Below are 24,240 nucleotides of genomic sequence, written 5' to 3' on the forward strand. Positions count from 1 at the left end.
TTTTTTAAGCAAAAAATTTACTGCAAGCCGTAAAAAATGAAAGGTAAATATTTTTATTAGTGCATTTTAAAAATTAAAAAAAGGCCGTCATCACCAAATGACGACCTCAAACTAACCAACTTAATTTATCCAACCTGGGTTTTGAGTCAGGTTGGGATTTCTTTCTATCTCTACAGCTGGAATTGCCCAATTGTAAAGGTAATCTCCCTTAAACGAGTAAGCATATACCACTTTTCCCCAGGCTTGTTTTACACCATTACCTGCATAAAACACTTTTTCTTTCCAGGTTTTCCATCTCATTTCATCAAAGAAGTTAATTCCTTCGTTCGGGAATTCAACTCTTCTTTCATTGCGAATGCGTTCTCTTAAATCAGCCTGCGAAGTAACATATGTAGGTAAAGCACCATTTGTATTTTGAAGTAATGCTACGCCAGCACGGCTCCTAACTTCGTTAACCTTTGAAATTGATTCTGAAATCAAACCTTGTTCGTTAAGTGCTTCAGCCCACATTAAAAGCACATCTGCATATCTTATTAAAACCAGGTCCGTTGGTCCGTAATCTCTTGCAGGTGTTTCTGCTGTACCTTCGTAAACATATTTTCTGTATAGGTAATAAAGTAGGCTTTGGGTATCGGTACGTAAATCGCCATTGGTTGCTGCTTCCGCACGATATGGCCACCTCGAAGTTACAACCGCATTAGCGCCACTAAACACACCTACGTATGTAGAATAAGGCGTAATTACGTTCGCAGCCAATCGTGGATCGCGGTTTGTATAAGCTTTAATCAACCGAGCTTCGTTACCTGCAGGCAAATAAAGGCTCATTTTTGCACCTCTAACCGTAGCCGCAGCAATTTCTGCAGTAGTTAAATTATTTCTTAAGAAGTAAACTTCACGTTCTGCTACACTTAAAGCCGAATAACCAGGAATGGCAACTTCCCAATCGAATTTAGAACCATCGGCATTTTCGTACAAATCAACCAAATTAGGCGAAACATGATAGGTATTCCAGCAAGAGCCGAAAGAAGAGCGGGTACCACAATAAAACTGTGTATCTGATCCAAAACCCGTAACACCGATATTTTGAATTGAAAATATCATTTCACTAGATTGTTCATTGGCTGTTTTAAATAAGTTAGAATAGTTGGCGAACAATGTGTAACCAGCATCTTTAACCTTGCTGAAATCGGCAGCAGCCAGATCCCATTTTTGAGTGTACAAATAAGCTTTACCGCGTAAAGCATAAGCTGCTCCTTTTGTGATATGGCCATATTGCGCATTACCACTAGTATATCGATCAGGTAAATTTGGTTCCGCAATGGCGGCATTAAGATCGTTAACAACCTGTGCCCAAACCTCGGCCTCGCTTGAACGTGCCTTTGTTGCCTCGGCTGCGTTAAAAGGTTCTAGATAAATGGGCACGCCTTTGTAAAGCTGATTTAATCTCAAATAAAAATAAGCTCTCAAAAATTTACATTCCGCGATATATCTTGCCTTTTTTTCTGGCGAGGAAGGTGATTTTAAAGGAATATTTTTAAGGGCATCATTTGCTCGTTGAATTCCTTCGTACAAGTTTTGCCAATGGGAGCTAAAATATCCGTTCGCTGGCGTAATTGTTCCAGAAAGCAGGGATTCGGCACCACTAGTTTGCCCTGTCATACCTAAGGCATCCATTTGATAAAGCTCTAAACCTGAAGCACCACCGCTAGTCCAACCGTATCTTAAGATTGCGTAAACACCAGTTATTCCCTGATCGGTTAAATTATCGGTTGTCCACATCGTTTCTGATGCAACCTGAGAATATGGTGCTGTATTTAGTAAATTTTTCTTGCAACCTGTTAGCACAGCAATTGCAAATATTATAGTTAATATCTTTTTCATTTTCTTCTTTCTAAATCGTTAAAAAGTAACATTTAATCCTACAGAATACTGGCGCATCGTTGGGTAACCTACGCCTGCTCCGATCTCTGGATCTAAACCAGGATAATTGGTGATCGTCCAAAGGTTTTCTCCCGACACGTAAATTCTAGCTCTGCTGATTAAGGCTTTTTTTGAAATCTTTTCAGGAATGGTATAACCAATCTGTAAATTTTTCAATTTTAAATAAGATGCGTTGTATAAATAGAAATCACTACTCACCGCAGCGTTTTGGGCATCAGTCGTATTTTTTAAACGAGGGTAGTGCGCCGTAATGTTATTAGCGGGATCATTTGGATTAGCATCATTATAATAATAATGATCATTGGCAATTAATGTACTCACGGCATTACCCAATGATACGATTGAGTTGTTGTAACCCGTTGCATTCCAGTAGTACCACATACCTGCACTACCAGACCATAACATAGACAGGTCGATATTTTTGTACGACATATTTAGATTAAAACCATAGTTATATCTTGGTGTTGAAGATTTATTTAGAAACTGCGCATCAAAAGAATTTCCATACAATCCATCGCCATTGTTATCCGCATAAATTAAATCGCCGTAATAAGTTTTTGTTTTGCTCACGCCATCGGTTGGTTGAAATTTATAACCAGCAGCAATCATGGCATTTAACCAATCCATATCGCCTGGTGTACGGATCATACCATCTTTCGGACCACCATTTACATTAACTTTTCCATCGGTAAAATAGTTACCCGTTCCTTTGTAAACAGTTTGCAGGTAATATTCATTTATTTCGTGTCCTTCTAAAATTCTGTTTGTTCCTCCGCTAGAAATGTTCCCTAAATTTGAAGTGTAAACTCTAGTGCCTGATGCATCAGTTGTATAACCTGCATTGAGCAAACCTTTATATTTAGCAACTCTGTTAAAATTGTAGGCAAAGTTTCCAGAAACACCGTATCTAAATTCGCCCAGTTTACCATTATAGCCAAGTGTTATTTCGACACCTTTGTTAGATACTTCGGCAATATTTTGCGTTGCTGCAGTTGCGTTACCCGTAGTTAAAGGAATTGTTGGGGTAAATAAAATCCCATCCGTATATTTTTTATACAAATCGATTTCGAAGGTTAGCGCACCTTTAAACAGGTTACCATCTAAACCGATGTTAGTTGTGGTTGTGGTTTCCCATTTTAAATCGTTGTTGGCAAATTTGGTTGATACCAAACCAGTTGACTGGATGGCATTGAAAGAGTAATTCGTAGCACCGTATACGGCCTGATAATCGTAATTACCAGATGCATTGTTACCTGTTTTACCCCATGATGCTCTTAATTTAAGATTACCTATGTATTTGTTAAGGCCTTCCATAAACGGCTCTTCAGAAATACGCCATCCTGCAGATAATGCAGGGAAGAACCCCCATCTGTTTTCAGCTGAGAATCTTGATGAACCATCATATCTAAAAACACCCTCTAATAAATACCTGTTTTTAAAGGCATAATTTAATCTTCCGAAATAAGAACGCAATGCATAGTCATATTCATCGCCTGCTGCAGAAGTTAATGTTGTTGCAGAACCGAGGGTGGTTATGGTTTCATCAATTAAGCCTTTTTTACTTGCCCCAAAGTTATAATAGTTATAATAATACTGATTGTAACCAGCCAAAACACCTAAATCATGAACTTTTGCTATTGTAGTTTTGTAATTTAAAATGTTATCAATCGTGTATGAATAGTTTTTGTTAAAATTATAGCTGGTACTTAATTGATCTGGAGTTGTTGCCGCTTGCTTTAATGTATTTGTCGCAAAATTCCATTTTTCAAATGTATTTGAGTGTGAGTTAGATTCTTCCTGACGGGTTTGATAATTGAATCGGGTTTCAAAGTTTAAGCCTTTTACAATATCAAATCTTGCAAAAACGGTTGTGTTTATTCTGGTTTCGTTATCGGCTCCACCATTACTATACAAATATTGAGATATATTATTCGCTGTTGAAGATTCTTCTGCAGCTGCAGGAAAACCATATCTACCATTGTAAACAGGGTAAACACCGGGCGTAGTTTGGCGCAAAAAGTTAAATGCGTTATCTGTACTTGCCAGACCGAAAGTTTGGTTTGATGCAAAAGTTTGCGTTCCAACGGTTAAAAAACTAGCTACTTTCGATTGAAGGTTAATACGCAGGTTATATTTATCCGAACCCGTATTAGCCATAGTACCAGGATTGTTGATGTAGAAAGCAGACAATAAGTATTGTGTATTTTCATTACCTCCATTTAAAGAAAGGTTGTGCTGTTGAGCAAAATTATTTTCAAAAATAGTTTTACCCCAGTCGGTATTTGGATAAGCGATATAATTTGGAATCCCTTGGGCTGTCAAGCCATCAGGATTTGCATTTGCCGCCGCCCAAAGTGCAATTGTTGCGTCTGTATAAATTGGTGTTTGCCCTAAATTCCTGTAACCTTCGTTAACCAAATTCATATGGGTAATGTAATCCGTAACAAAGGTTGGTAAATTAGCAGGTTTCGCAACCGAACCAAGACCACTGTAGGTTACAGTCGTTTTTCCCTGCTTACCTTTTTTTGTTGTAATTAAAATTACGCCATTAGCGGCAAGCGACCCATAAATAGAAGCTGCTGCTGCATCTTTTAAAATAGAAATGGTTTCTACATCATTAGGGTTTACAGCATCCATACTGCCTACTATACCATCTACAATAATTAATGCATTGTTACTGTTTAGTGTTCCCGTTCCCCGAATCCTTATAGTTGCCCCATCAGCACCAGGCTTACCAGATGCCTGCCTTACAGAAACACCAGAACTTAAACCGCCTAGAGAAGAGGAAAGATTGGTTACTGGACGATTTTCTATCGCTTTAGCATCGATCGTTGCTACCGAACCAATAACATTTACTTTCTTTTGCACCCCATAACCCACAACCACAACATCATTCAAACTATTATTCTGATCTTGTATGGTAACCACCAAATTGGTAGAGTTACCAACAGTTACTTCCTTTGTATCGTAACCGATGAAAGAAAATATAAGTATGCTTTGCGATGATGGTACAGCTAATGAAAATTTACCATCGCTAGATGTTACTGTGGCCGTTGAAGTTCCTTTTACTTTTACACTTACTCCAGGGATGATCTCCCCTTTCGAATCTTTTACTGTTCCAGAAATTTTTATGGATTGAGCAGAGGCCGTAAATGCCATAAAACTCAAAAGCATAATTAAAGAGAATAGTTTTGCAGAGCCGTAAAAACGACTCGATTTTGCTTCTCCAATTTTGAGATTTTTGTAAAGTTTATTCATTTTTTGTTTACTTGGTTATATGGTTTATTGAAGTTTTGATCGCAAAATTTTTGGCACAACTCTAAAAGAAACGGCTCGAATTTATATTTACTCGCTACAAAAAAATGATATAAGCTTAGAAGTTTGGTTGCTTCAAAATATTTGGTTGGTTCAAATTTGTGGCTTTAAGGCTTAATGGAGGGGGTAAAATCCTAAAAGAATAGGGGTAAAATTCTAAACACGAAATATTAATGCCTTACAATTAGGGAAAATGGATGGCTAAAACGTTAAAACGTCTTTCCCTTTGTTAATTCATTTTATTAATAAAAACATAATTGTAATTTTATTCAGTTTAACTAACCTACCTTACCTCAAAGGCATGCGATTTCATATAACCCTATTATTCTTATTCTGTCTTTGTATTACGCGTGCCCAAAAACCTGTTGCCTTTAAATACCTTAATGTAGAAAATGGATTATCCCAGAGTTCAGTCCTCGCAATAGCGCAAGATTCTAAAGGTTTTATCTGGTTCGGAACGCGTTTTGGCTTGAATAAATACGACTCCAGAAATTTCAAAATTTATAAAAAAGAAACTAATGAGGAAAAAAGCCTTAGCCACTCGGAGTATATTTCTTCAATTACACGCTCTAAAGACGGCACTTTATGGATTGGAACACCTTATGGACTAAACAAATACAACGAATCAGCAGACAATTTCGATCATTTTATTTATCAGGAAAATAATCAAAGCAGCATAAGTAACTCAAAAATAAACTGCATTTACGAGGATAGTAAGAACCGTTTGTGGGTGGGCACCGCGAATGGATTAAATCTTCTAAAATCTAAAAAAAATTCACTTTTCACGAGGTTTCTTAACGACAAAAACCATCCGCAGCAAATTTACGCGATTACTGAAGATAACACAGGAACAATCTGGCTAAGTGCAACTGATGGCTTAATGAACATAACATTTGAAAAAGGAAAAGCTAAGTTTAAATATTTTAAATCTTTCAGCGATCAGATTAATAAAGCGATCGATAACCATATAACCAGTATTATCCAAGATTGGGAGAATAATTTGTGGATTGGAACAAAACAAACTGGCTTAAATAAGCTTGATCTCAAAACTGGAAACATCGTTACTTACTCCTACAACAGCCTTAATTCTGCTGGTATCAGCAGTAATAACATTAGAAAAATTATTGTAGATAAAACAGGCAAGCTTTGGATTGGCACTTTACATGGTATTAATATTTACGATCCAGCGACCAGGATTTTCAGTAATATACAGAATGAGCCTGGTAATAGTTCCAGCTTAAGCCAGAATTCTGTGTACGACATTTTTCAGGATAAACAAGGGATTATCTGGGTTGGAACCTATTATGGCGGCGTGAATCTGGTTTATCCAAACTACACGCCATTTAAGGTGTACAGTAGCTCGAAAGCAGGTTTAAATAGTAATGTAGTAAGTTCTATAACAGAAGATAATAAACACAATTTATGGATTGGTACCGAAGGTGAAGGGCTTAATTATTTAAACAGGCAAACCAATACCTTCACTCATTATATATATAGTCCCAATAACCCGAATAGTTTAAGTTCAAACCTTGTTAAATCAATTATTAAGGATAAAAAGGGCAGAATATGGATTGGTACACATCTCGGTGGTTTAAATCTTTTTAATCCTGAAACCAATACTTTTACCCGATTTACCAGCAAGAGAAATGATACATCATCAATAAGTAACGATGAAATAACCTCAATTTTCGAAGATAGCCAGGGCCGATTTTGGGTAGGTACAAATAACGGCCTAAATAGCTTTAATACCGAAACGGGAAAGTTTATTAGAAACAGGCTAAATGGTCGACACGATGCTGTCTTTTTTATTTATGAAGATTCAATGCAAACCATTTGGGTGGCTACAAATTCTGGCTTACATCAACTTAAAAACAAATCCAGTAAATTTATTTCACGAAGGGCAGATCATCCAGCTGTACTTCCTTACGGTAATATAAGCTGTATCACCGAAGATCAGAAAGGTTTCTTTTGGCTCGGCACCTTTAGAAACGGTTTGTTCAAGCTGGATACAAAAAAGCATATTTATACTCAAATTAAAGCAGTTGATGGTTTACCAAGTAATAATATTGTAGGCGTTTTAGAGGATGAAGACAATAATTTATGGATCAGTACAGATAATGGTCTTTGTAAGTACAATCAGCAAAAAAAAACATTTGATATTTATAACATCAAAGATGGTTTGCCAGGAAATGAGTTTAATTACAAATCATTATTTAAAGATAGTTATGGGGAATATTTCTTCGGCAGCCTAAATGGCTTGATTAGTTTTTTCCCGAAGGCGGTAAAGCAAAACAAAGAAGTACCAATAGCCGTTTTTACTGATTTAAAATTGTTTAATAGATCTATCAAACTAAATGATGATGATGGTTTGCTTAAAACAAATATCAGCGATACGCAATCCATCACTTTTAAATCTGATCAAAATGTTTTCTCGGTTGATTTTACGGTATTAAATTTTATAAAACCCAATAAAAACCTTTATGCTTATAAACTAACTGGCTTCGAAAAAAACTGGAATTACGTAAATACGCCTTCGGCAAGTTATACCAACTTATCACCAGGTAATTATACATTATTAGTTAAAGGGAGTAATAACGATGGCGTTTGGACTTCAAAGCCCGCCCAACTTAAGATTGAAGTTTTGCCACCATTTTACCAAACCTGGTGGGCATATTTAATTTATTTACTTTTTATTGCGGCCATACTCTTTGTACTGGTTAGGTATTTATTAATAAGAGCAGTTTTATCAAAAGAAAAAGAAATTAATGAGCATAAATTGGAATTCTTCACCAATATCTCTCACGAAATCAGAACTCCTTTAACACTAATTATTGGCCCGTTAGAAAAGCTAATCGACAGCGCTGTAGATAACCCAGAATTAAGCAGAGATTTGCAGCCTATAAAGAATAATGCAGATCGGCTAATGAATCTTATTACCGAATTATTGGATTTTAGAAAGGCTGAAAGTGGAAAAATGACTTTACAGGTTAGCCCTGGAAATATTGTTAAATTTTGCAAGGAAATCTTTCTCGCTTTTCAAAACTGGGCCATAACAAATCAAATAGACTATAATTTTTCGGCAGATGATGAAGAAATAGTGCTTTATTTCGATAAAATTCAATTAGAAAAGGTGTTGTTTAATTTATTGTCGAATGCTTTTAAGTTTACACAAAAAAACGGCGAGATTAATTTAAAAATTAAACAGGATACCGATAATGTTTATTTAGAAATTAGCGATAATGGCAAAGGAATCCCGCTGGATAAACAGGGAAACTTATTTGAAAATTTCTATCAGGCTAATCCAAGTACAAATATTGGAACTGGTTTAGGCTTGTCACTATCAAAGAGCATAACAGAGTTACATCACGGCGAAATTAAAATTGAAAGCGAAACCGAAACAGATGTAAAACACGGCCGTACTTGTTTTAATATTAAACTAAGAAAAGGTGTAAAACACTTTAAACAGTCAGAATTAATGTCTGATTATGTTTATTATGATGATGCTAAAAATTACGCCATAAATATTAGTCCTATTGTTTCCGAAGATTTATCAATCCATTCTTCAGATCCTGTAGTTTCGGAAACGCAAAAGAAATACAGTGTTTTATTAGTTGAGGATAACATTGATGTTCGGAACTTTATTAAAAATGCCCTAAATAAAACCTATAATATTTACGAAAGTGAAGATGGACAACAAGGTTTAGCTGCTGCTTTAGAGTTAATTCCTGATTTGATTTTGAGTGATGTAATGATGCCAAATATGGACGGGCTTGAGCTGTGCAGAAGATTAAAAACAGACGAAAGAACAAGCCATATACCTGTTATGCTTTTAACTGCCCGTTCGGCTTATGTACATCAATTAAATGGCTTCGAAAATGGCGCCGATGCCTACATTATGAAGCCTTTTAATTTAAAAATTTTAGAATTAAATATTCATAATCTGTTAATTACCAGAGAAACAATAAGGCAAAAATTTGGGCAGGTTGTAATGCTCGAACCTAAAAATATGATTATCAATAAAACAGAGCAAAACTTTGTAGAAAAGATCATTAACATTATTGAAAATCAGATTGCCAATCCGAATTTCGACGTACCTGCCTTAGCTTTTGAAATCGGGATGAGCCAACCAATTCTATATAAAAAAATAAGGGCACTAACCGATTTATCGGTAAACGACTTTATAAAATTTATAAGGTTAAAAAGAGCCGCACAGCTATTAGAGCAAAATGCTGGAAACATTTCTGAAATTGCCTATGCTGTTGGCTTTAACGACAGAAAATACTTTAGCCTCGAGTTTAAGAAGCAGTTTGGAAAAACCCCAAGTGAGTTTTTGCAGAAAACAAATAACCCGAACTAGTTAATTTCCTTAAGGCACAATAGTATAAAATAAATAGGAGGCAAATATTACGAGCAATACAATCCCTTGCTGCACATTCGTTTTTCCTGTTGCCAGTGTAAAAACAAGTGTAATCATCGAAAGTAAAAGTAGTACAGTAGATCTTGCATCAACACCCAATACTAAAGGCATATTCATAAAAATAGAAACAATGGCTACAGCTGGAATGGTTAAACCAATACTGGCTAATGCAGAACCCAGGGCAAGATTAAGACTGGTTTGTAAACGATTCATTTTAACTGCACGATAAGCTGCAAGGCCTTCGGGCAAAAGTACAATGGCCGCAATTATTACACCTACTAAAGATTTTGGAGCACCTACACTGATTACAATGTTTTCTAAATCGTAAGACAGGTATTTAGCCATTAACACCACTAAAACCAGACTAAGTAATAAAAAAATTAAGCTAACTGTTGCCGTTTTTCTATTTGGCTCTGGTGCATGATCATCTTCTGATTTCGAATCTTTTGGCAGAAAATAATCGCGATGACGGTGGGTTTGCACAAAAATAAAACCACCATAAAGAACTAATGATATTACCGAAACAAAGATAAGCTGGTTGGTATTGTACTCGCCTATTGGGCCACTAATGGTGAAGTTTGGTAATATTAGCGTGAGCACAACAATAGCCATAAGCGTTATTAAAGCCGCATTTACACCTTGCAACTGGTAAACTTGTTCCTTAAATTTTATGCCTCCCTTTAAAAGGCAAATACCAACAATTGCCGTAATAATAATCATCACAGCGGCAAAAACAGTATCTCTTGCCAACTCCTTTACGGCATCTCCTCCGCTAAGCATCAAAGAAACAATAAGCGCAACCTCAATAGTTGTTATGGCTATTGCTAGTATTATTGTTCCGAAAGGTTCGCCAACTTTATGGGCTATAACTTCTGCATGATGAACCGAAGCCAAAACACTACCAATTAACATAAAGGCCAAAACAACTTTTATAAAAACACCCAAATCCAGGTTAGTTAACAGGTATACAACAATCCCCAAAACAGGAATTAACATGGTCCAAATGGGTAAAGTAATCTTATTGGTCATAAGCTATAAGTTTCAGTCTTAACACTAAAAGTGCATTAAGGTTTTTACTATTCTTGAAAGATAAAGTCGGTAAAATATGTAATGTAAACAAATTGATTTAGCGATTTATAGAATTTGTAGCATATCGCAAACTTTATTTTAATTATACGCGATCAAAAAACTTACACATCGTCTTTTAAAATCAGATGATTACTTTTGTTTTTATGCCAAGAATAGGAATTGCAGAAGATGATCAAAAAATTGCTGAACTGCTAAAAACTGCCTTCGAGGAAAATGATTATGAAGCGGATTTTGCTTTTAACGGAATTGAAGCGCTTGAATTGTTCTTAGAAAAAGACTTCGACTTATTCATTATCGATATCATGATGCCTGGAATTAACGGTATCCAGCTTTGTAAACAATTACGCGATAATCAAATAAACAAGCCTGTTTTAATGCTTACCGCAATGGGTACAATTGACGATAAAGTGATTGGATTTGAAGCTGGGGCTGATGACTATCTGGTTAAACCCTTCCATTTAAAAGAGCTGCTGATTAGGGTTGCTGCTTTACTTCGCCGTAATGCTTCGCCAGCAAGTACCGAAACACACAAACTGTTTTATCAGGATTTATGCCTGGATACTTACAGCAAAGAAGTAACCCGGGCGGGAAAGTTAATAAACCTTAGCGCAAAGGAATTTATCTTACTCGAACTCTTTCTTCGCAATCCAAACCGTTTGTTATCGCGTCAATTTATTGCTGAACAAGCCTGGGATATTAACTTCGATACAGGCACCAATGTTATCGATGTTTACATTAACTTTCTAAGAAAGAAAATCGATAAAGATTTCGAACGGAAATTAATTCATACTAAAATTAATATGGGCTATATTCTTAAATAATGAAAATAAAAGACCGAATTGCATTGTACTTTACCCTAATTAGCACATCTATGCTCTTTGCGGTTTTGTGTATGGTGTATTTCACTTTTATGAAATTTTTGCAGGCAGATTTTTTTGAGCGCTTAACCGACCGAACAATGGTTACCGCCAAACTGTATTTAGAAGCCGACGAAATAAGCCGAGATGCTTTAAATACCATTCGACATAAATACCTGCAAAAACTAAACGGCGAGGTGATCCGTATTTACGACGAAAAAAATCGGGCAACATTTATTAGTGATTCTGCCCAGTACTGGACCACATCAACCATTAACAAAGTTCGGAAAAATGGGCGTTTAAAATATAGCGATGGGAACCGCCAGGTGGTTGGAATTTTCTATAAAGATAACCAGGGCGATTTTGTAATTCTTGCTTCCGCAGCAGATCAAGGTTCGCAAAACAGGTTAAGCAAGCTATTGAAAATTATGATTTTTACCTTTCTGCTCATCTCCATTCTGGTATTATTGTTAAGCAGGTGGGTAGCCGAAAAAATGCTCAAACCCTTAAATCTTTTTATGCTCGAAGTAAAACAGATTGGTTCAAAAAATATGGCTTTCAGGGTTCGGGAAACTGAAAATAAAGATGAAATTAATTTAATTGCCCAAAGCTTTAACCATTTAATGGAAGAACTGGAACAAGCCTTTATCCTCCAAAAAACATTCGTAGCCAATGCCTCGCATGAGCTTAAAACGCCGATTACCAGAATGATGATGAACGCTGAATTAACCCTTTCGAAAGAAAGGGAAAACACATCATACAAAAAAGCAATTGCAGATATGCTGGAAGATGCAGAGAAAATGGACGATATAATTACTGGTCTGTTAACTCTGGCAAAAATGGATGTAGAATTAATTAATGCTCAGCTATTTCCAGTTAGTTTAAATAAGCTACTTAAAGATATTGAGTTAGAATGGCGGGATTCAAAAATGTTTCCATTTACTTTTACCGATAAAGGTACTACTCCAGGGGCGCTTAAGGTTTCTGCAAATCCTGTTTTACTTCAAATTGCAATTGATAATATTATTTCTAACGCATTTAAGTTTTCAGATAACCAAGCCGTGATCTGCGAACTTAACCATACAGATTCTACCTGCGCCATTCACATAACAGATCAGGGCATAGGCATATCAGCTACAAAACAGGAAGAAATATTTAAGCCATTTTACACAACATCAAAAGAAAGCGGCAAAAAAGGAGAAGGAATGGGCTTATACATGGCGCAAAAAATTATCCACCTTTTTAAGGGAAATCTAAACGTTACGCGTTCTGAGCAAGGCCGTACAACATTTACCATCACACTACCTCAAGTTTAATCTGCTTTTAATTTCGATTTAATTCCACTTTAATTCGGTAAAAATAGCTTTGCCGAATGAGAAGAATACAATTCCTGCTTTTATTTCTTTTCGCTACATCGGCGAGCAATATTTTTGCACAAAACGACACTTTACATTTAGATTTAATTCAGGCTGAAAAGCTCTTCCTGAAAAATAACTACGAACTTTTACTTCGCAATTATCAAATTGAAAGTGCCAGAGCAGAAATTATTACGGCCAAACTTTTCGATAACCCGCAATTAGAATATGAGAATTTATTCTATAACCATGAAACCAAAAAATTCCTGCAAACTTCTTACGAAAGCGGACAATATGCAGCTTCAATTTCTCAGCTCGTTAAACTGGCAGGTAAACGAAATAAAAACATTAAACTGGCAAAAACTGGCTTACAGTTAGCCGAATTTGAGTATTTCGATTTAATGCGAACGCTTAAATTTGAGCTTCAAAATACTTTTTACAAAAGCTATTTTGCCTCGCAATCGCTTAAAGTTTACGAGAATCAAATCGCATCTACCGATCAACTTTTAGAAGCCTACAACATTCAGTTAAAGGTTGGCAATATTGCCTTAAAAGATGTGATCCGAATTAAATCATTATTAATTGGTTTAAAAGCAGAACGCACCGAATTATTGAACGAACTGGAAGATAATTTTAAGGATTTAAGGTTAATGTGTGGCCTTCAGCCTGCTACTCCAATAACATTAATGTTGCAGGCAGTTAATCATAATCAGTCGTTAATTACCCACATCAGTTACAACAATCTGTTAGATTCGGCACGAAATAACCGTTCGGATTTAAAATTAGCTAAAACAGATTTATTATATAATGAAGCCAATCTCAAACTTCAAAAAGCAATGGCTATTCCCGATATCGAACTTTCTTTAAGCTACGATTTGAAGGGTAACTATCCCGAAAAATATACTGGCTTAGGTTTAAAAATTCCAATCCCCCTTTTCAATAGAAATCAGGGTGAAATCAAGAAAGCTAAAATTGGAATAGATGCGGCAAATACAAGTATCAAAAGGCAAGAATTAATCCTCGAAAACGAAGTTTTTAACAGCTATAAAACCGCCGTTAGAAATGAGCAGAGTTTACAGGAAATTGATCCAGATTTTAGTTCCGATTTCAACAAACTAATCACAGGTTTAATTAAAAATTTCAGGGAAAGAAACATCAGCTTAATTGAATTTCTCGATTTGTACGAATCCTACAAAGACAACACACTTCAGCTTAATAAACTTCAATACGAACTGATGAGTTCGAGGGCAGAAATCAATTTCGTTACAGGTTCAAACATCTTTAAATAATCAAAATGCAAATCCTCCATAAAAACATCGTTAAAGGCATTCTTATTTCTTCAACTGCCTTATTTTTTGCCTGCAGCGAGCACAAAACCGAAACTCCAGTCGAAAAATTTGCCATAACCGATTCACTTCTCAACCGCCTGGTTATTGATACGGTTGAACAGGCGAATAATAAAACCGACCTGATGTTTTCGGCTAAAATTACGGCAAATGAAGAGCGTCGTTCTGAGCTTTTCCCTATGGTGAGCGGAATAGTTAACCAGGTTGCGGTTCGATTGGGCGATGAAGTTTCGGGCGGGCAGTTATTGGCTACGGTTAACAGCTCGGAAATGGCAGGTTTCGACAAAGAGGTTATTGCAGCCAATGCAGAATTAAAGGGCGCAGAACGTTCCATGAAACAAGCCGAACAATTATATGAAAGCGGACTTTCTTCTGCCAAGGAATTGGAAGATGCAAAAAACGATTATCAGGTTAAAAAAGCAGAAGCTAAACGTTCAACTGCTGTACTAAAGTTAAATGGCGGCAGCAAAAATGGATTTTACGCCATTAAATCGCCCATTAAAGGTTTTGTTATCGAAAAAAATGTAACCACCAACATGCAATTACGACCTGATCATGATAAAAGCCTTTTTACAATTGCAGATTTATCGAATGTTTGGGCCATGATTAATGTTTACGAATCAGATATTTCAAGAATAAAAACTGGTGATGCTGTAAAACTGACTACACTTTCCTATCCTGATCAGGTTTTTACAGGGAAAATCGATAAACTGTACAACCTGATCGATCAGGACACTAAAGTAATGAGCGCCAGAGTGGTTATATCAAATCCCGATTTTCTGCTAAAACCAGGCATGTTGGGTACAGTAAAAGTTTCGGCAAGTACAAACAGCAATTTGCCCGTTGTAAACTCCAGCGCCGTAATTTTTGATGAAAACAAAAATTACTTGCTTGTACTGGATCAAAATAAAAAGGTAAGCATTAGGGAAATACAAATTGGCAGAAAAACGGCCGATAAAACGTACATCACTAGTGGTGTAAATGCTGGTGATCTAATTATCGCATCGAAACAGGTTTTTCTTTTCGAAAGCCTTAAAAGTCAATAATTTTTCATCAACCTATAAATTTCAGATAATGAATAAATTCATTAAAAATATTATTGGCTTTGCGCTTAAAAACAAGTACTTCATTTTCTTTAGCACCTTTGTATTAATTGTTGCAGGCTATTTAAGTTTTAAAAGCACTACAATTGATGCATTTCCAGATGTTACCAATACCAACATTACCATTATTACACAATGGCCAGGCAGAAGTGCCGAGGAGGTAGAGAAATTTGTAAGCAGGCCTTTAGAGATTGCCATGAATCCAACAGAAAAGCGAACCAGTATCCGCTCCTCTTCTCTGTTTGGTTTATCCATTGTAAAAGTAAGTTTTGAAGATGATGTAGATTATGCAGAAGCCAGGGTTCAGGTAAATAATCACCTGGAAGAAGCAGATTTACCCGAAGGCATTCAGCCAGAAGTACAGCCACCTTACGGGCCCACAGGTGAAATTTTCAGGTACACTTTAAGTAGCGATAAAAAATCGGTTCGGGAGTTAAAAACTTTGCAGGATTGGGCGATTCAACGCGAACTGCTTTCTGTTTCTGGAATTGCCGATGTGGTTAGTTTCGGTGGCGAAGTAAAAACTTATCAGATTACGGTTGACCCGCAAAAAGCCATACAGTACAAAGTTAGTGCTACCGAATTATTCGAGGCCGTATCTAAAAGCAATATTAATGTTGGCGGCGATGTAATTGTACAAGGCGGCCAGGCTTATGTTGTTCGGGGGATCGGCGTTTTAAACAACATCGATGAAATTAGAAATGTGGTGGTTGACAACATTAACGGAACACCAGTTTATGTTAAAACCATTGCCGAAGTTGCCGAATCGGCCTTGCCAAGACTCGGACAGGTTGGGAGAGATAATGACCCCGATGTGGTTGAAGGAATTGTGGTGATGAGAAAAGGGGGTAATCCAAGTGAAGTAATTGCCCGTTTAAAGGATAAAATTGCCGACATCAATAACAATATCCTTCCAGGAGATGTAAAAATTAATGCCTTTTACGATCGTGAGGATTTGGTTAATTATTCGGTACATACCGTGATGGGCAATATGTTGGAAGGAATCATATTTGTAACCCTCATTGTATTCCTTTTCATGGCCGACTGGCGAACAACTCTAATCGTTTCCATCATTATACCATTGGCATTGCTTTTTGCTTTTATATGTTTAAAATTGAAAGGAATGCCTGCGAATTTATTATCGATGGGTGCGATAGATTTTGGAATAATTATCGATGGTGCAGTCGTAATGGTCGAAGGAATTTTTGTTGCTCTCGATCACCAGGCCAGGAAAATTGGCATGGAGCGATTTAACAAAATAAGTAAACTAGGCATTATTAAAAAAGCTTCGCTAGAGAATGGTAAGGGGATTGTATTTGCCAAACTGATTATTATTACTGGATTACTCCCAATTTTTACCTTCGAAAAAGTAGAAGGTAAAATGTTTTCGCCATTGGCATGGACACTAAGTTTTGCGCTTTTAGGCGCCTTAATACTCACCTTTACTTTAGTTCCTGCAATGGCGAGTTTGCTGCTCAAAAAAAATGTAAAAGAAAAACATAACATCTTTTTAGAATGGCTTACAAAAATTACCTTGAAATTTTACGATGCCTGTTTCAGTAAGAAAAGATTAACCTTCGCCATTTCCATTATCATATTAGTTTTTGGGGCTTTCAGTTTTAAGTTTTTGGGTACCGAATTTTTACCAAGTTTGGATGAAGGCTCCATTTACGTTCGGGCAACGGGGCCATTGAGTATATCGCTTAATGAAACCAAAAAGCTTTCGAATGATATGCGTAAAATCTTTTTGAGTTTTGACGAGGTTAAACAGGTAATGTCGCAAACAGGCCGGCCGAACGATGGTACCGATGCTACAGGCTTCTATAATATGGAATTTCATGTAGATATTTATCCCCGAAAAGAATGGAAACGCAAGCAAAGTAAAGAGCAGCTGATCGAACGTATGCAGGAGAAACTAAAAGGTTTCCCTGGAATAAGTTTAAATTTCTCACAGCCTATTTCTGATAATGTTGAGGAAGCCGTTTCTGGTGTTAAAGGTTCGATTGTAGTCAAATTATTCGGCGATAATTTCGAATTCATGGAAAAAGAAGAAGAAAAAATCGAAGAGATTCTAAAAACAGTTGATGGAATTGAAGATTTAGGGATTTTAAGAAATCTTGGTCAGCCAGAATTACAAATCAACCTCGATCAGAAGAAAATGGCCTTGTATGGCGTAAGCACGTCTGATGCAAACTCGGTAATTGAAATGGCAATCGGCGGTAAAGCTGCCACAAAAATTTATGAGGGAGAACGAAAATTCGATTTGATCATCCGATATCCCGAAGATTTTAGAAATGATGAAAGTGCCATTGCAAAATTGCAGGTTCCAACAATATCTGGTTCAACTGTTCAGCTAGGCGAAATATCAAGCATCCGAAAAATTACAGGCCCAAGCATAATTTACAGGGATAAGCACAAACGTTATGGCGCCATAAAATTCTCGATCAGGGGTAGAGATATGGGTAGTGTTATTGCGGAAGCACAGGAAAAGGTAAACGCAAAAATTAAACTGCCTAAAGAATATAAGTTAGAATGGGCAGGCGATTTTGAAAACCAACAACGAGCTACCGCAAGATTATCTCAGGCCGTACCAGTAAGTTTATTGCTTATTTTCTTCATTTTATTTGTACTGTTCGGGAATGTCCGCGATGCCTTGCTTGTACTGAATAACGTTCCTTTTGCAATGATAGGCGGTATAATGGCGCTATTAATTGCAGGTGTAAACTTTAACATTTCTGCTGGCATTGGCTTTATTGCCTTATTTGGAATCTGTGTGCAAAATGGAGTTATTCTGATTACCAGATTTAAAAGTAATATCGTAACCTTAAAACACCATCCAACATGGACTTTTACTGATGCCATGAAAGATGGAATTGCCAGTCGCTTTCGGCCTGTATTAATGACCGCCATGATGGCCGCAATTGGCTTAATGCCCGCAGCACTTTCAACTGGAATTGGATCTGAAGCTTCAAAGCCTTTAGCCATTGTAGTTATCGGTGGTTTAATAACCAATACCATATTTAATCTTTTTGTTTATCCGATCGTTTTCTACTGGTCGTACCGCAAAAAAGTTGAAAAACTTAACGCCTCAACAATTCAATAAATTGTTATCTGAAAGCCTTGAATTTTATTCAAGGCTTTTTTTTAGGAAAAATAATCTTCAGGAAAACCAATTATTCCGTAAAGTCGTAAGTATGGTTACAAGCTGCTACTCTATGGGAAAGTTTTCCTTTCTATTTCTGCTTTCATTTTTTCTCTTGCTTTGCGTAAGCGCAAAGTTAACATCGTCGTTAATAAGCCCTGCCACCTCAATTTCATCAAAAGAAGATTTAGAAAAAGATAAAAGCGAAAAAATAGAAACTGGAAGTGAAGAAAAGAATGGAAACGAAGGTAAAGTTAAACCTGGCGAATTTATTTTAACTCACTTTACCAATTTTGCCTTCCTTCACCAAAGTAAAATCAGCTACCTTAAAAACAATCCTAATCTCCCAACCACTTATTCAAAAGTTTTACAGCAACCTCCTAAAAATTTTTAGTTTTTCGAATAATTAAACAATTCCTTAAATAAAAAATTTTAAAAATGCTTAAAACTAAACATGCACTGATAGCGGTACTATGTACCTTATCTTTAACCTTCATATTCTCATCTTGCAAAAAAGACAAAGGTTATAACGACCAGGAAACGATAGTTCCAGGTCCTGATTTAAACGTTTACGCACTAACTGCTGATGGCAAATTGCTATTGGTTAATGCTAAAAATCCTTCGAGTATTACCTCACAGGTAACTTTATCGGGTTTACAAACTGGCGAAACCATTTTAGGTGTTGATTTCAGACCTGCAACGGGACAACTTTACGGCGTGGGGAGCACCAGCCGTTTATATATTATCGATCCGAAAACAGGTATTTCGAGAGCTGTTTCTGCAACGCCATTTACACCTGCTCTTACGGGCACTTCTGTTGGATTTGATTTTAATCCAACCGTTGATCGAATCAGATTGGTTACATCAACAGGGCAGAACCTGCGCTTGCATCCAGAAACAGGCGCTGTTGCCGCAACCGATGGCGCAATTAATGGCGTAACAAATGCAAAAATTACGGCCTCTGCCTACACACAAAATAAAGCAGGAGCAACAACTACTGTTTTATTTGGTATTGATGTAGCTAATGATAAACTTCACAAACAAGATCCACCTAATGATGGTAAACTGGTTGAAGTTGGAAGTCTTGGTTTTGATGTAGAGGATGCGAGTGGATTTGATATTAATCCAGATGGAACTTCTGCGCTTGCGGCATTATCTGTTGCAGGTACTTCATCACTTTTCACGATAGATTTAACCAGTGGAAAAGCAGCTAAAATTGGTAATTTCACTCAACAGATTACTGGAATCGCAATTCCGACAGAACCTGTGGCTTACGCCATATCAGCAACAAACGATCTTTTAATTTTCAATCCGCTTGCTACAACACCAACGTCAATTTCGAAACCAATTACTGGAATTCAAACAGGAGAAACTATTCTTGGCTTAGATATGCGCCCGGTTAATGGTCAGTTATTTGCACTTGGCAGTACCAGCAGAATTTATACAATTAACGCATCATCAGGCGTTGCTGCTTTGGTAGGCACGGCACCTCTAACTACGTTACTTTCCGGAACTTCATTTGGATTTGATTTTAATCCAACAGTTGATAGAATTAGAATTGTAAGCAACACAGGCCAGAATCTACGTTTTAATCCAGCAGATGGTACCGTAATTGTTGATGGCAACATTTCGATGGCTACAGCAAATATTACGGGTGCAGCCTATACGAATAACGTTGCTGGCGCTACGACCACTGTACTATTTGATATTGATTCGCAAACGGATAGACTATACAAACAAGATCCGCCGAACTTAGGTACTTTAGTAGATGTTGGTGCGCTTGGCGTTAATGTGGAGGCCGCAAATGGTTTTGATATTGGCTCAACATCAGGAACTGCTTACGGATTATTTACTGTAGCTGGTGTTCAGAAAATTTATACCGTGAATTTAACTACTGGAGCAGCTACCGCATTAGGCACAATTGCAACTCCAGCCAGAGCCTTTACCTTAGGTATTAGCTTATAAATAATTAATATATTAAAAAGACTGTATTATAAATTTCTAAAAACCTAATCCTGTTGAGCTTATCGAAACACTTAATATTTTCTTAAGTCATTCAACAAGTTCAGGATTACAAATTGAATTTATAATGCAGTCTTATTTTTTTACTTATTTGATCAGCTGATCAATTACAGCATCTTCAACCAAATTCGGGAGTGTAACTCTTAACGTTGGTGTTCTTTCCATCTCCCTTTCGATGGCGAAACGAGCTTCTTTATTTCTGGCCCAGCTTCTTCTGGCAATACCATTGTTCACATCGAAAAACAGCATATTTTTCAACTTTGCAGCAGCTTGCGCCGTTCCATCCAACACCATTCCGAAACCACCATTAATAACTTCGCCCCAACCTACACCACCACCATTGTGAATGGAAACCCAGGTTGCACCTCTAAAGCTATCACCAATTACATTCTGAATAGCCATGTCGGCTGTAAAACGACTTCCATCATAGATATTACTGGTTTCCCTAAAAGGCGAATCCGTTCCGCTTACATCATGATGATCTCTCCCTAAAATAACAGCAGCAGATAATTGTCCGTTTTTTATTGCATCATTAAAGCGAGAGGCAATTTTTGCTCTCCCCTCCGCATCCGCGTATAAAATTCTACTTTTAGAGCCAACAACAAGTTTGTTTTCGGCTGCGCCAATAATCCAGTTGATATTATCCTGAAGCTGTTGCTGAATTTCTACAGGCGCATTTACCTTTATTTCCTCCATAACATCTCTGGCAATTTGGTCAGTTATTTCCAGGTCTTCTGATTTTCCTGAAGCACACACCCATCTGAAGGGGCCAAAACCGTAGTCGAAACACATCGGCCCAAGAATATCCTCTACGTACGAAGGATATTTAAAATCAACCTTATTCGGAGCCAAAACATCGGCTCCTGCCCGACTACATTCTAATAAAAAGGCATTTCCATAATCGAAAAAGTAAGTGCCACGTTTACTATGTTCTCCAATACTTTTCGCTTGTTGTTTTAACGATTGCTGTACCAAAACTTTAAAATACGCTGCATCTTCGGCCATCATTATATTGGCATCAGCATAACTTATACCTGTTGGGTAATAGCCCCCCGAAAAAGGATTATGTAAAGAGGTTTGATCTGAACCAATGGTAACTTCAATGTTTTTCTGATAAAAAGTTTCCCAAACATCAACTACATTACCTATGTATGCAATGGAAACGGTTTCTTTATTGCTTTGAGCGAGTAAAACACGAGAAACCAAAGCTTCTAAATTATCAACCAATTCATCCACCCAGCCTTGTTGTTTTCTTTTTTCTGCAGCTTGCGGATTTACCTCTGCACAAACGGTAATACAACCTACAATATTGCCTGCTTTAGTTTGCGCACCGCTCATACCGCCCAAACCTGCTGTTAAAAAGATTTTTCCAGCAACAGCTAAACCATAAAAACCCTTTTTTCTAAAAGCATTCATCAAGGTAATTGCGGTTCCATGCACAATTCCCTGCGGACCAATATACATGTACGAACCTGCGGTCATTTGTCCATATTGGGTTACACCTAATGCGCTAAATTTTTCTAAATCTGATGGTGAAGAATAATTCGGAATCATCATGCCATTACTAACTACAACTCTTGGCGCCGCTGCTGATGAAGGAAATAAGCCTTGCGGATGACCGCTGTAAATATTAAGCGTCTGCTCATCAGTCATGATGGCCAGGTATTGCATGGCGATTAAATATTGCGCCCAATTTTGAAACACACTGCCATTTCCTCCATAAGTAATTAACTCTTGTGGATGTTGTGCTATTGCTGGGTCTAAATTATTTTGAATCATAAGCATAATTGCAGCCGCATGCTTACAATTACAAGGATATTCTTCAATTGGCCTTGCGTACATTTCGTAATCAGGCATAAACCTATACATGTAGATATGCCCCAAACTGTTCAGTTCTTCCAGAAACTCGGCTGCCAATTCCGAATGCCATTGTTGGGGAAAATAGCGCAAAGCATTACGTAAACTCAGCTTTTTTTCGGTTTCATTTAATACCGCCTTTCTTACTGGTGCATGGCTAAGTTTCGAATCTCTTATTTTCTTATTCGGTAAAACCGATGGGATACCGTTTAATATCTGCTCTTTAAAATTCATTTGAGTCTATTTTATAGAAAGGATATGTTATTTTCTTTCGCTGCCTTTTCTGCCACTTTTACAATCTCGTCATCTTTAACCATGTTTATCGAAGTTTCCATCATATCGTACATAATCTGATCCTGCTCAAGGTGTTCAATCTTCATTCTTACAAAATCATGTACAGCCGCTAATATTTTACCTTGTTTCATAGGTTGGTGATAATCTACAGCCTGGGCAGCACAGAAAAGTTCTATGCCTAATATTTTCTGCACATTTTCAATAACCTGTAAGGCCTTACGGCCGCTGATGGAGCCCATACTCACGTGATCTTCCTGCCCCAGCGAAGTTGGAATACTATCTGCACTTGCAGGGAAACAAAGTCCTTTATTTTCGCTCGCCAAAGCTGCAGAAGTATATTGCACAATCATAAATCCTGAATTTAAGCCTGTTTCTTTCATCAACAATTTCGGTACATTATCCGTATTTCCCTCTAAGGATAAATAAATTCTGCGATCGCTGATATTTCCGATTTCTGAAGCCGCTAAACAGGCGTAATCCAAAGGCATTGCCAGCGGCTGACCATGGAAATTACCTCCGCTAATGGTTAAGTCATCACTAAATATTACTGGATTATCCGTTACCGAGTTAAGTTCTATTTCGAGCACTTCATTTAAATGTGTCCACGCATTCCAGGAAGCACCGTGCACCTGAGGAATACACCTTAAAGAATATGGATCCTGAACTTTTGCACAATTTAAATGCGATGCGGCAATTTCCGATCCCTCTAAAAGTGTGCTGATTCTTTCTGCAACTTTGATATTTCCAAAATAAGGTCTTAACTGATGGAGTTTTGGATGGAAAGGTTTTTTAGAGCCTAACAAGCCCTCAATCATCATAGCTGAAATCACATCAGCAGAGATCAGCAAATTATACATCCGATCGACAACCATTACAGCATGTGCCGCAATAAACTGGGTTCCGTTTATTAGGGCTAAACCCTCTTTCGGACCAAGCGCTATGGGCAACAAATCATGTTCTTTTAGCAGTTCTGCTGTCGAAATTACCTTTTCTTTATAGGTTACTTTTCCAAGTCCGATTAATGGTAGAAATAAATGAGATAGCGGCGCTAAATCGCCAGATGCGCCAACTGAACCTTGTTTTGGGACAACTGGAGTAGCACCAATTTCCAAAAACCAGATCATCCGTTCTAAAGTTTCTAGTCTAATCCCAGAATAGCCCTGAGCCAAAGCCTGAAGTTTCAAAATAAGCATTAAGCGAGAAATTTCTGTACTTATCGGTTCACCTACACCCACGGCGTGGCTTTTGAGTATATTCTCCTGAAGTTTACGAGTATCACCCTCCGAAATCATGGAAGTACAAAGTGGCCCAAAGCCAGTATTTACGCCATACACAGCTGCTCCAGCCCCTGCAATCCGCTCCACAACCTTACTGCTTTCTATTACTTTCGCTCTGGTATCATCGTTTAAAACACCCGATAATTCGCCTCTGCAAATTGCAAGTGCAGTTGCCGATGTTAATTTATCTATTCCGTAATTAAAAAACTGGTTTACATTCATATA

At 37.2% G+C, this 24,240-nt stretch carries 13 protein-coding genes; 8 read left to right on the top strand and 5 right to left on the bottom strand.

Annotation, left to right across the window (positions count from 1 at the left end; all coding sequences use genetic code 11):
* Positions 1-120: 120 nt before the first annotated feature.
* Both ACZZZI_RS07450 and ACZZZI_RS07455 read right to left on the bottom strand, forming a co-directional pair.
* Positions 121-1,881 (bottom strand): RagB/SusD family nutrient uptake outer membrane protein, encoded by a 1,761-nt coding sequence (locus ACZZZI_RS07450; RefSeq protein ID WP_463489058.1) that lies wholly within the window; start codon positions 1,879-1,881, stop codon positions 121-123.
* 18 nt (positions 1,882-1,899) lie between these two features.
* Positions 1,900-5,199 carry a SusC/RagA family TonB-linked outer membrane protein gene (locus ACZZZI_RS07455; protein WP_463489059.1) on the bottom strand — a complete coding sequence of 1,100 codons (3,300 nt, stop codon included), beginning with the start codon at positions 5,197-5,199 and terminating at the stop codon, positions 1,900-1,902.
* Between the two features lie 358 nt (positions 5,200-5,557).
* Between ACZZZI_RS07455 and ACZZZI_RS07460 the strand changes: the two genes are divergently transcribed.
* On the top strand, positions 5,558-9,613 hold the full coding sequence (locus ACZZZI_RS07460) for a two-component regulator propeller domain-containing protein (RefSeq protein ID WP_463489060.1): 4,056 nt from the start codon (positions 5,558-5,560) through the stop codon (positions 9,611-9,613).
* A gap of 9 nt (positions 9,614-9,622) precedes the next feature.
* On the opposite strand, the gene ACZZZI_RS07465 is transcribed toward ACZZZI_RS07460, so the two are convergent.
* Positions 9,623-10,702 (bottom strand): calcium:cation antiporter, encoded by a 1,080-nt coding sequence (locus ACZZZI_RS07465; protein ID WP_316762447.1) that lies wholly within the window; start codon positions 10,700-10,702, stop codon positions 9,623-9,625.
* A 185-nt stretch (positions 10,703-10,887) separates the two neighbouring features.
* Between ACZZZI_RS07465 and ACZZZI_RS07470 the strand changes: the two genes are divergently transcribed.
* The 7 genes from ACZZZI_RS07470 (at position 10,888) to ACZZZI_RS07500 (ending at position 20,530) form a co-directional block, all read left to right on the top strand.
* On the top strand, positions 10,888-11,583 hold the full coding sequence (locus ACZZZI_RS07470; protein WP_463489061.1) for a response regulator transcription factor: 696 nt from the start codon (positions 10,888-10,890) through the stop codon (positions 11,581-11,583).
* Positions 11,583-12,935 carry a sensor histidine kinase gene (locus ACZZZI_RS07475; protein ID WP_463489062.1) on the top strand — a complete coding sequence of 451 codons (1,353 nt, stop codon included), beginning with the start codon at positions 11,583-11,585 and terminating at the stop codon, positions 12,933-12,935. The genes ACZZZI_RS07470 and ACZZZI_RS07475 overlap by 1 nt, the downstream gene beginning before the upstream one ends.
* 56 nt (positions 12,936-12,991) lie before the next feature.
* A complete protein-coding gene (locus tag ACZZZI_RS07480; protein WP_463489063.1) occupies positions 12,992-14,263 on the top strand; it encodes a TolC family protein in 1,272 nt (423 codons plus the stop codon).
* Positions 14,264-14,268: 5 nt separating this feature from the next.
* Positions 14,269-15,366, top strand: coding sequence for an efflux RND transporter periplasmic adaptor subunit (locus tag ACZZZI_RS07485; protein WP_463489064.1), 1,098 nt, complete (start codon positions 14,269-14,271; stop codon positions 15,364-15,366).
* A 28-nt stretch (positions 15,367-15,394) separates the two neighbouring features.
* Positions 15,395-18,526, top strand: a complete 3,132-nt coding sequence (locus ACZZZI_RS07490; RefSeq protein ID WP_463489065.1) for an efflux RND transporter permease subunit — start codon at positions 15,395-15,397, stop codon at positions 18,524-18,526.
* Between the two features lie 112 nt (positions 18,527-18,638).
* On the top strand, positions 18,639-18,959 hold the full coding sequence (locus ACZZZI_RS07495) for a hypothetical protein (RefSeq protein WP_316762462.1): 321 nt from the start codon (positions 18,639-18,641) through the stop codon (positions 18,957-18,959).
* A gap of 44 nt (positions 18,960-19,003) precedes the next feature.
* Positions 19,004-20,530, top strand: a complete 1,527-nt coding sequence (locus tag ACZZZI_RS07500) for a DUF4394 domain-containing protein (RefSeq protein ID WP_463489066.1) — start codon at positions 19,004-19,006, stop codon at positions 20,528-20,530.
* 144 nt (positions 20,531-20,674) lie between these two features.
* Here the strand turns inward: ACZZZI_RS07500 and ACZZZI_RS07505 are convergent, their stop codons facing one another.
* Together ACZZZI_RS07505 and hutH are read right to left on the bottom strand one after the other, a co-directional pair.
* On the bottom strand, positions 20,675-22,678 hold the full coding sequence (locus ACZZZI_RS07505; RefSeq protein WP_463489067.1) for a urocanate hydratase: 2,004 nt from the start codon (positions 22,676-22,678) through the stop codon (positions 20,675-20,677).
* An 11-nt stretch (positions 22,679-22,689) separates the two neighbouring features.
* Entirely contained in the window at positions 22,690-24,237 is a 1,548-nt protein-coding gene (gene hutH / locus ACZZZI_RS07510; RefSeq protein ID WP_463489068.1) for a histidine ammonia-lyase, read from the bottom strand.
* Positions 24,238-24,240 lie beyond the last annotated feature (3 nt).

Source organism: Pedobacter sp. AC190, from assembly GCF_979258025.1.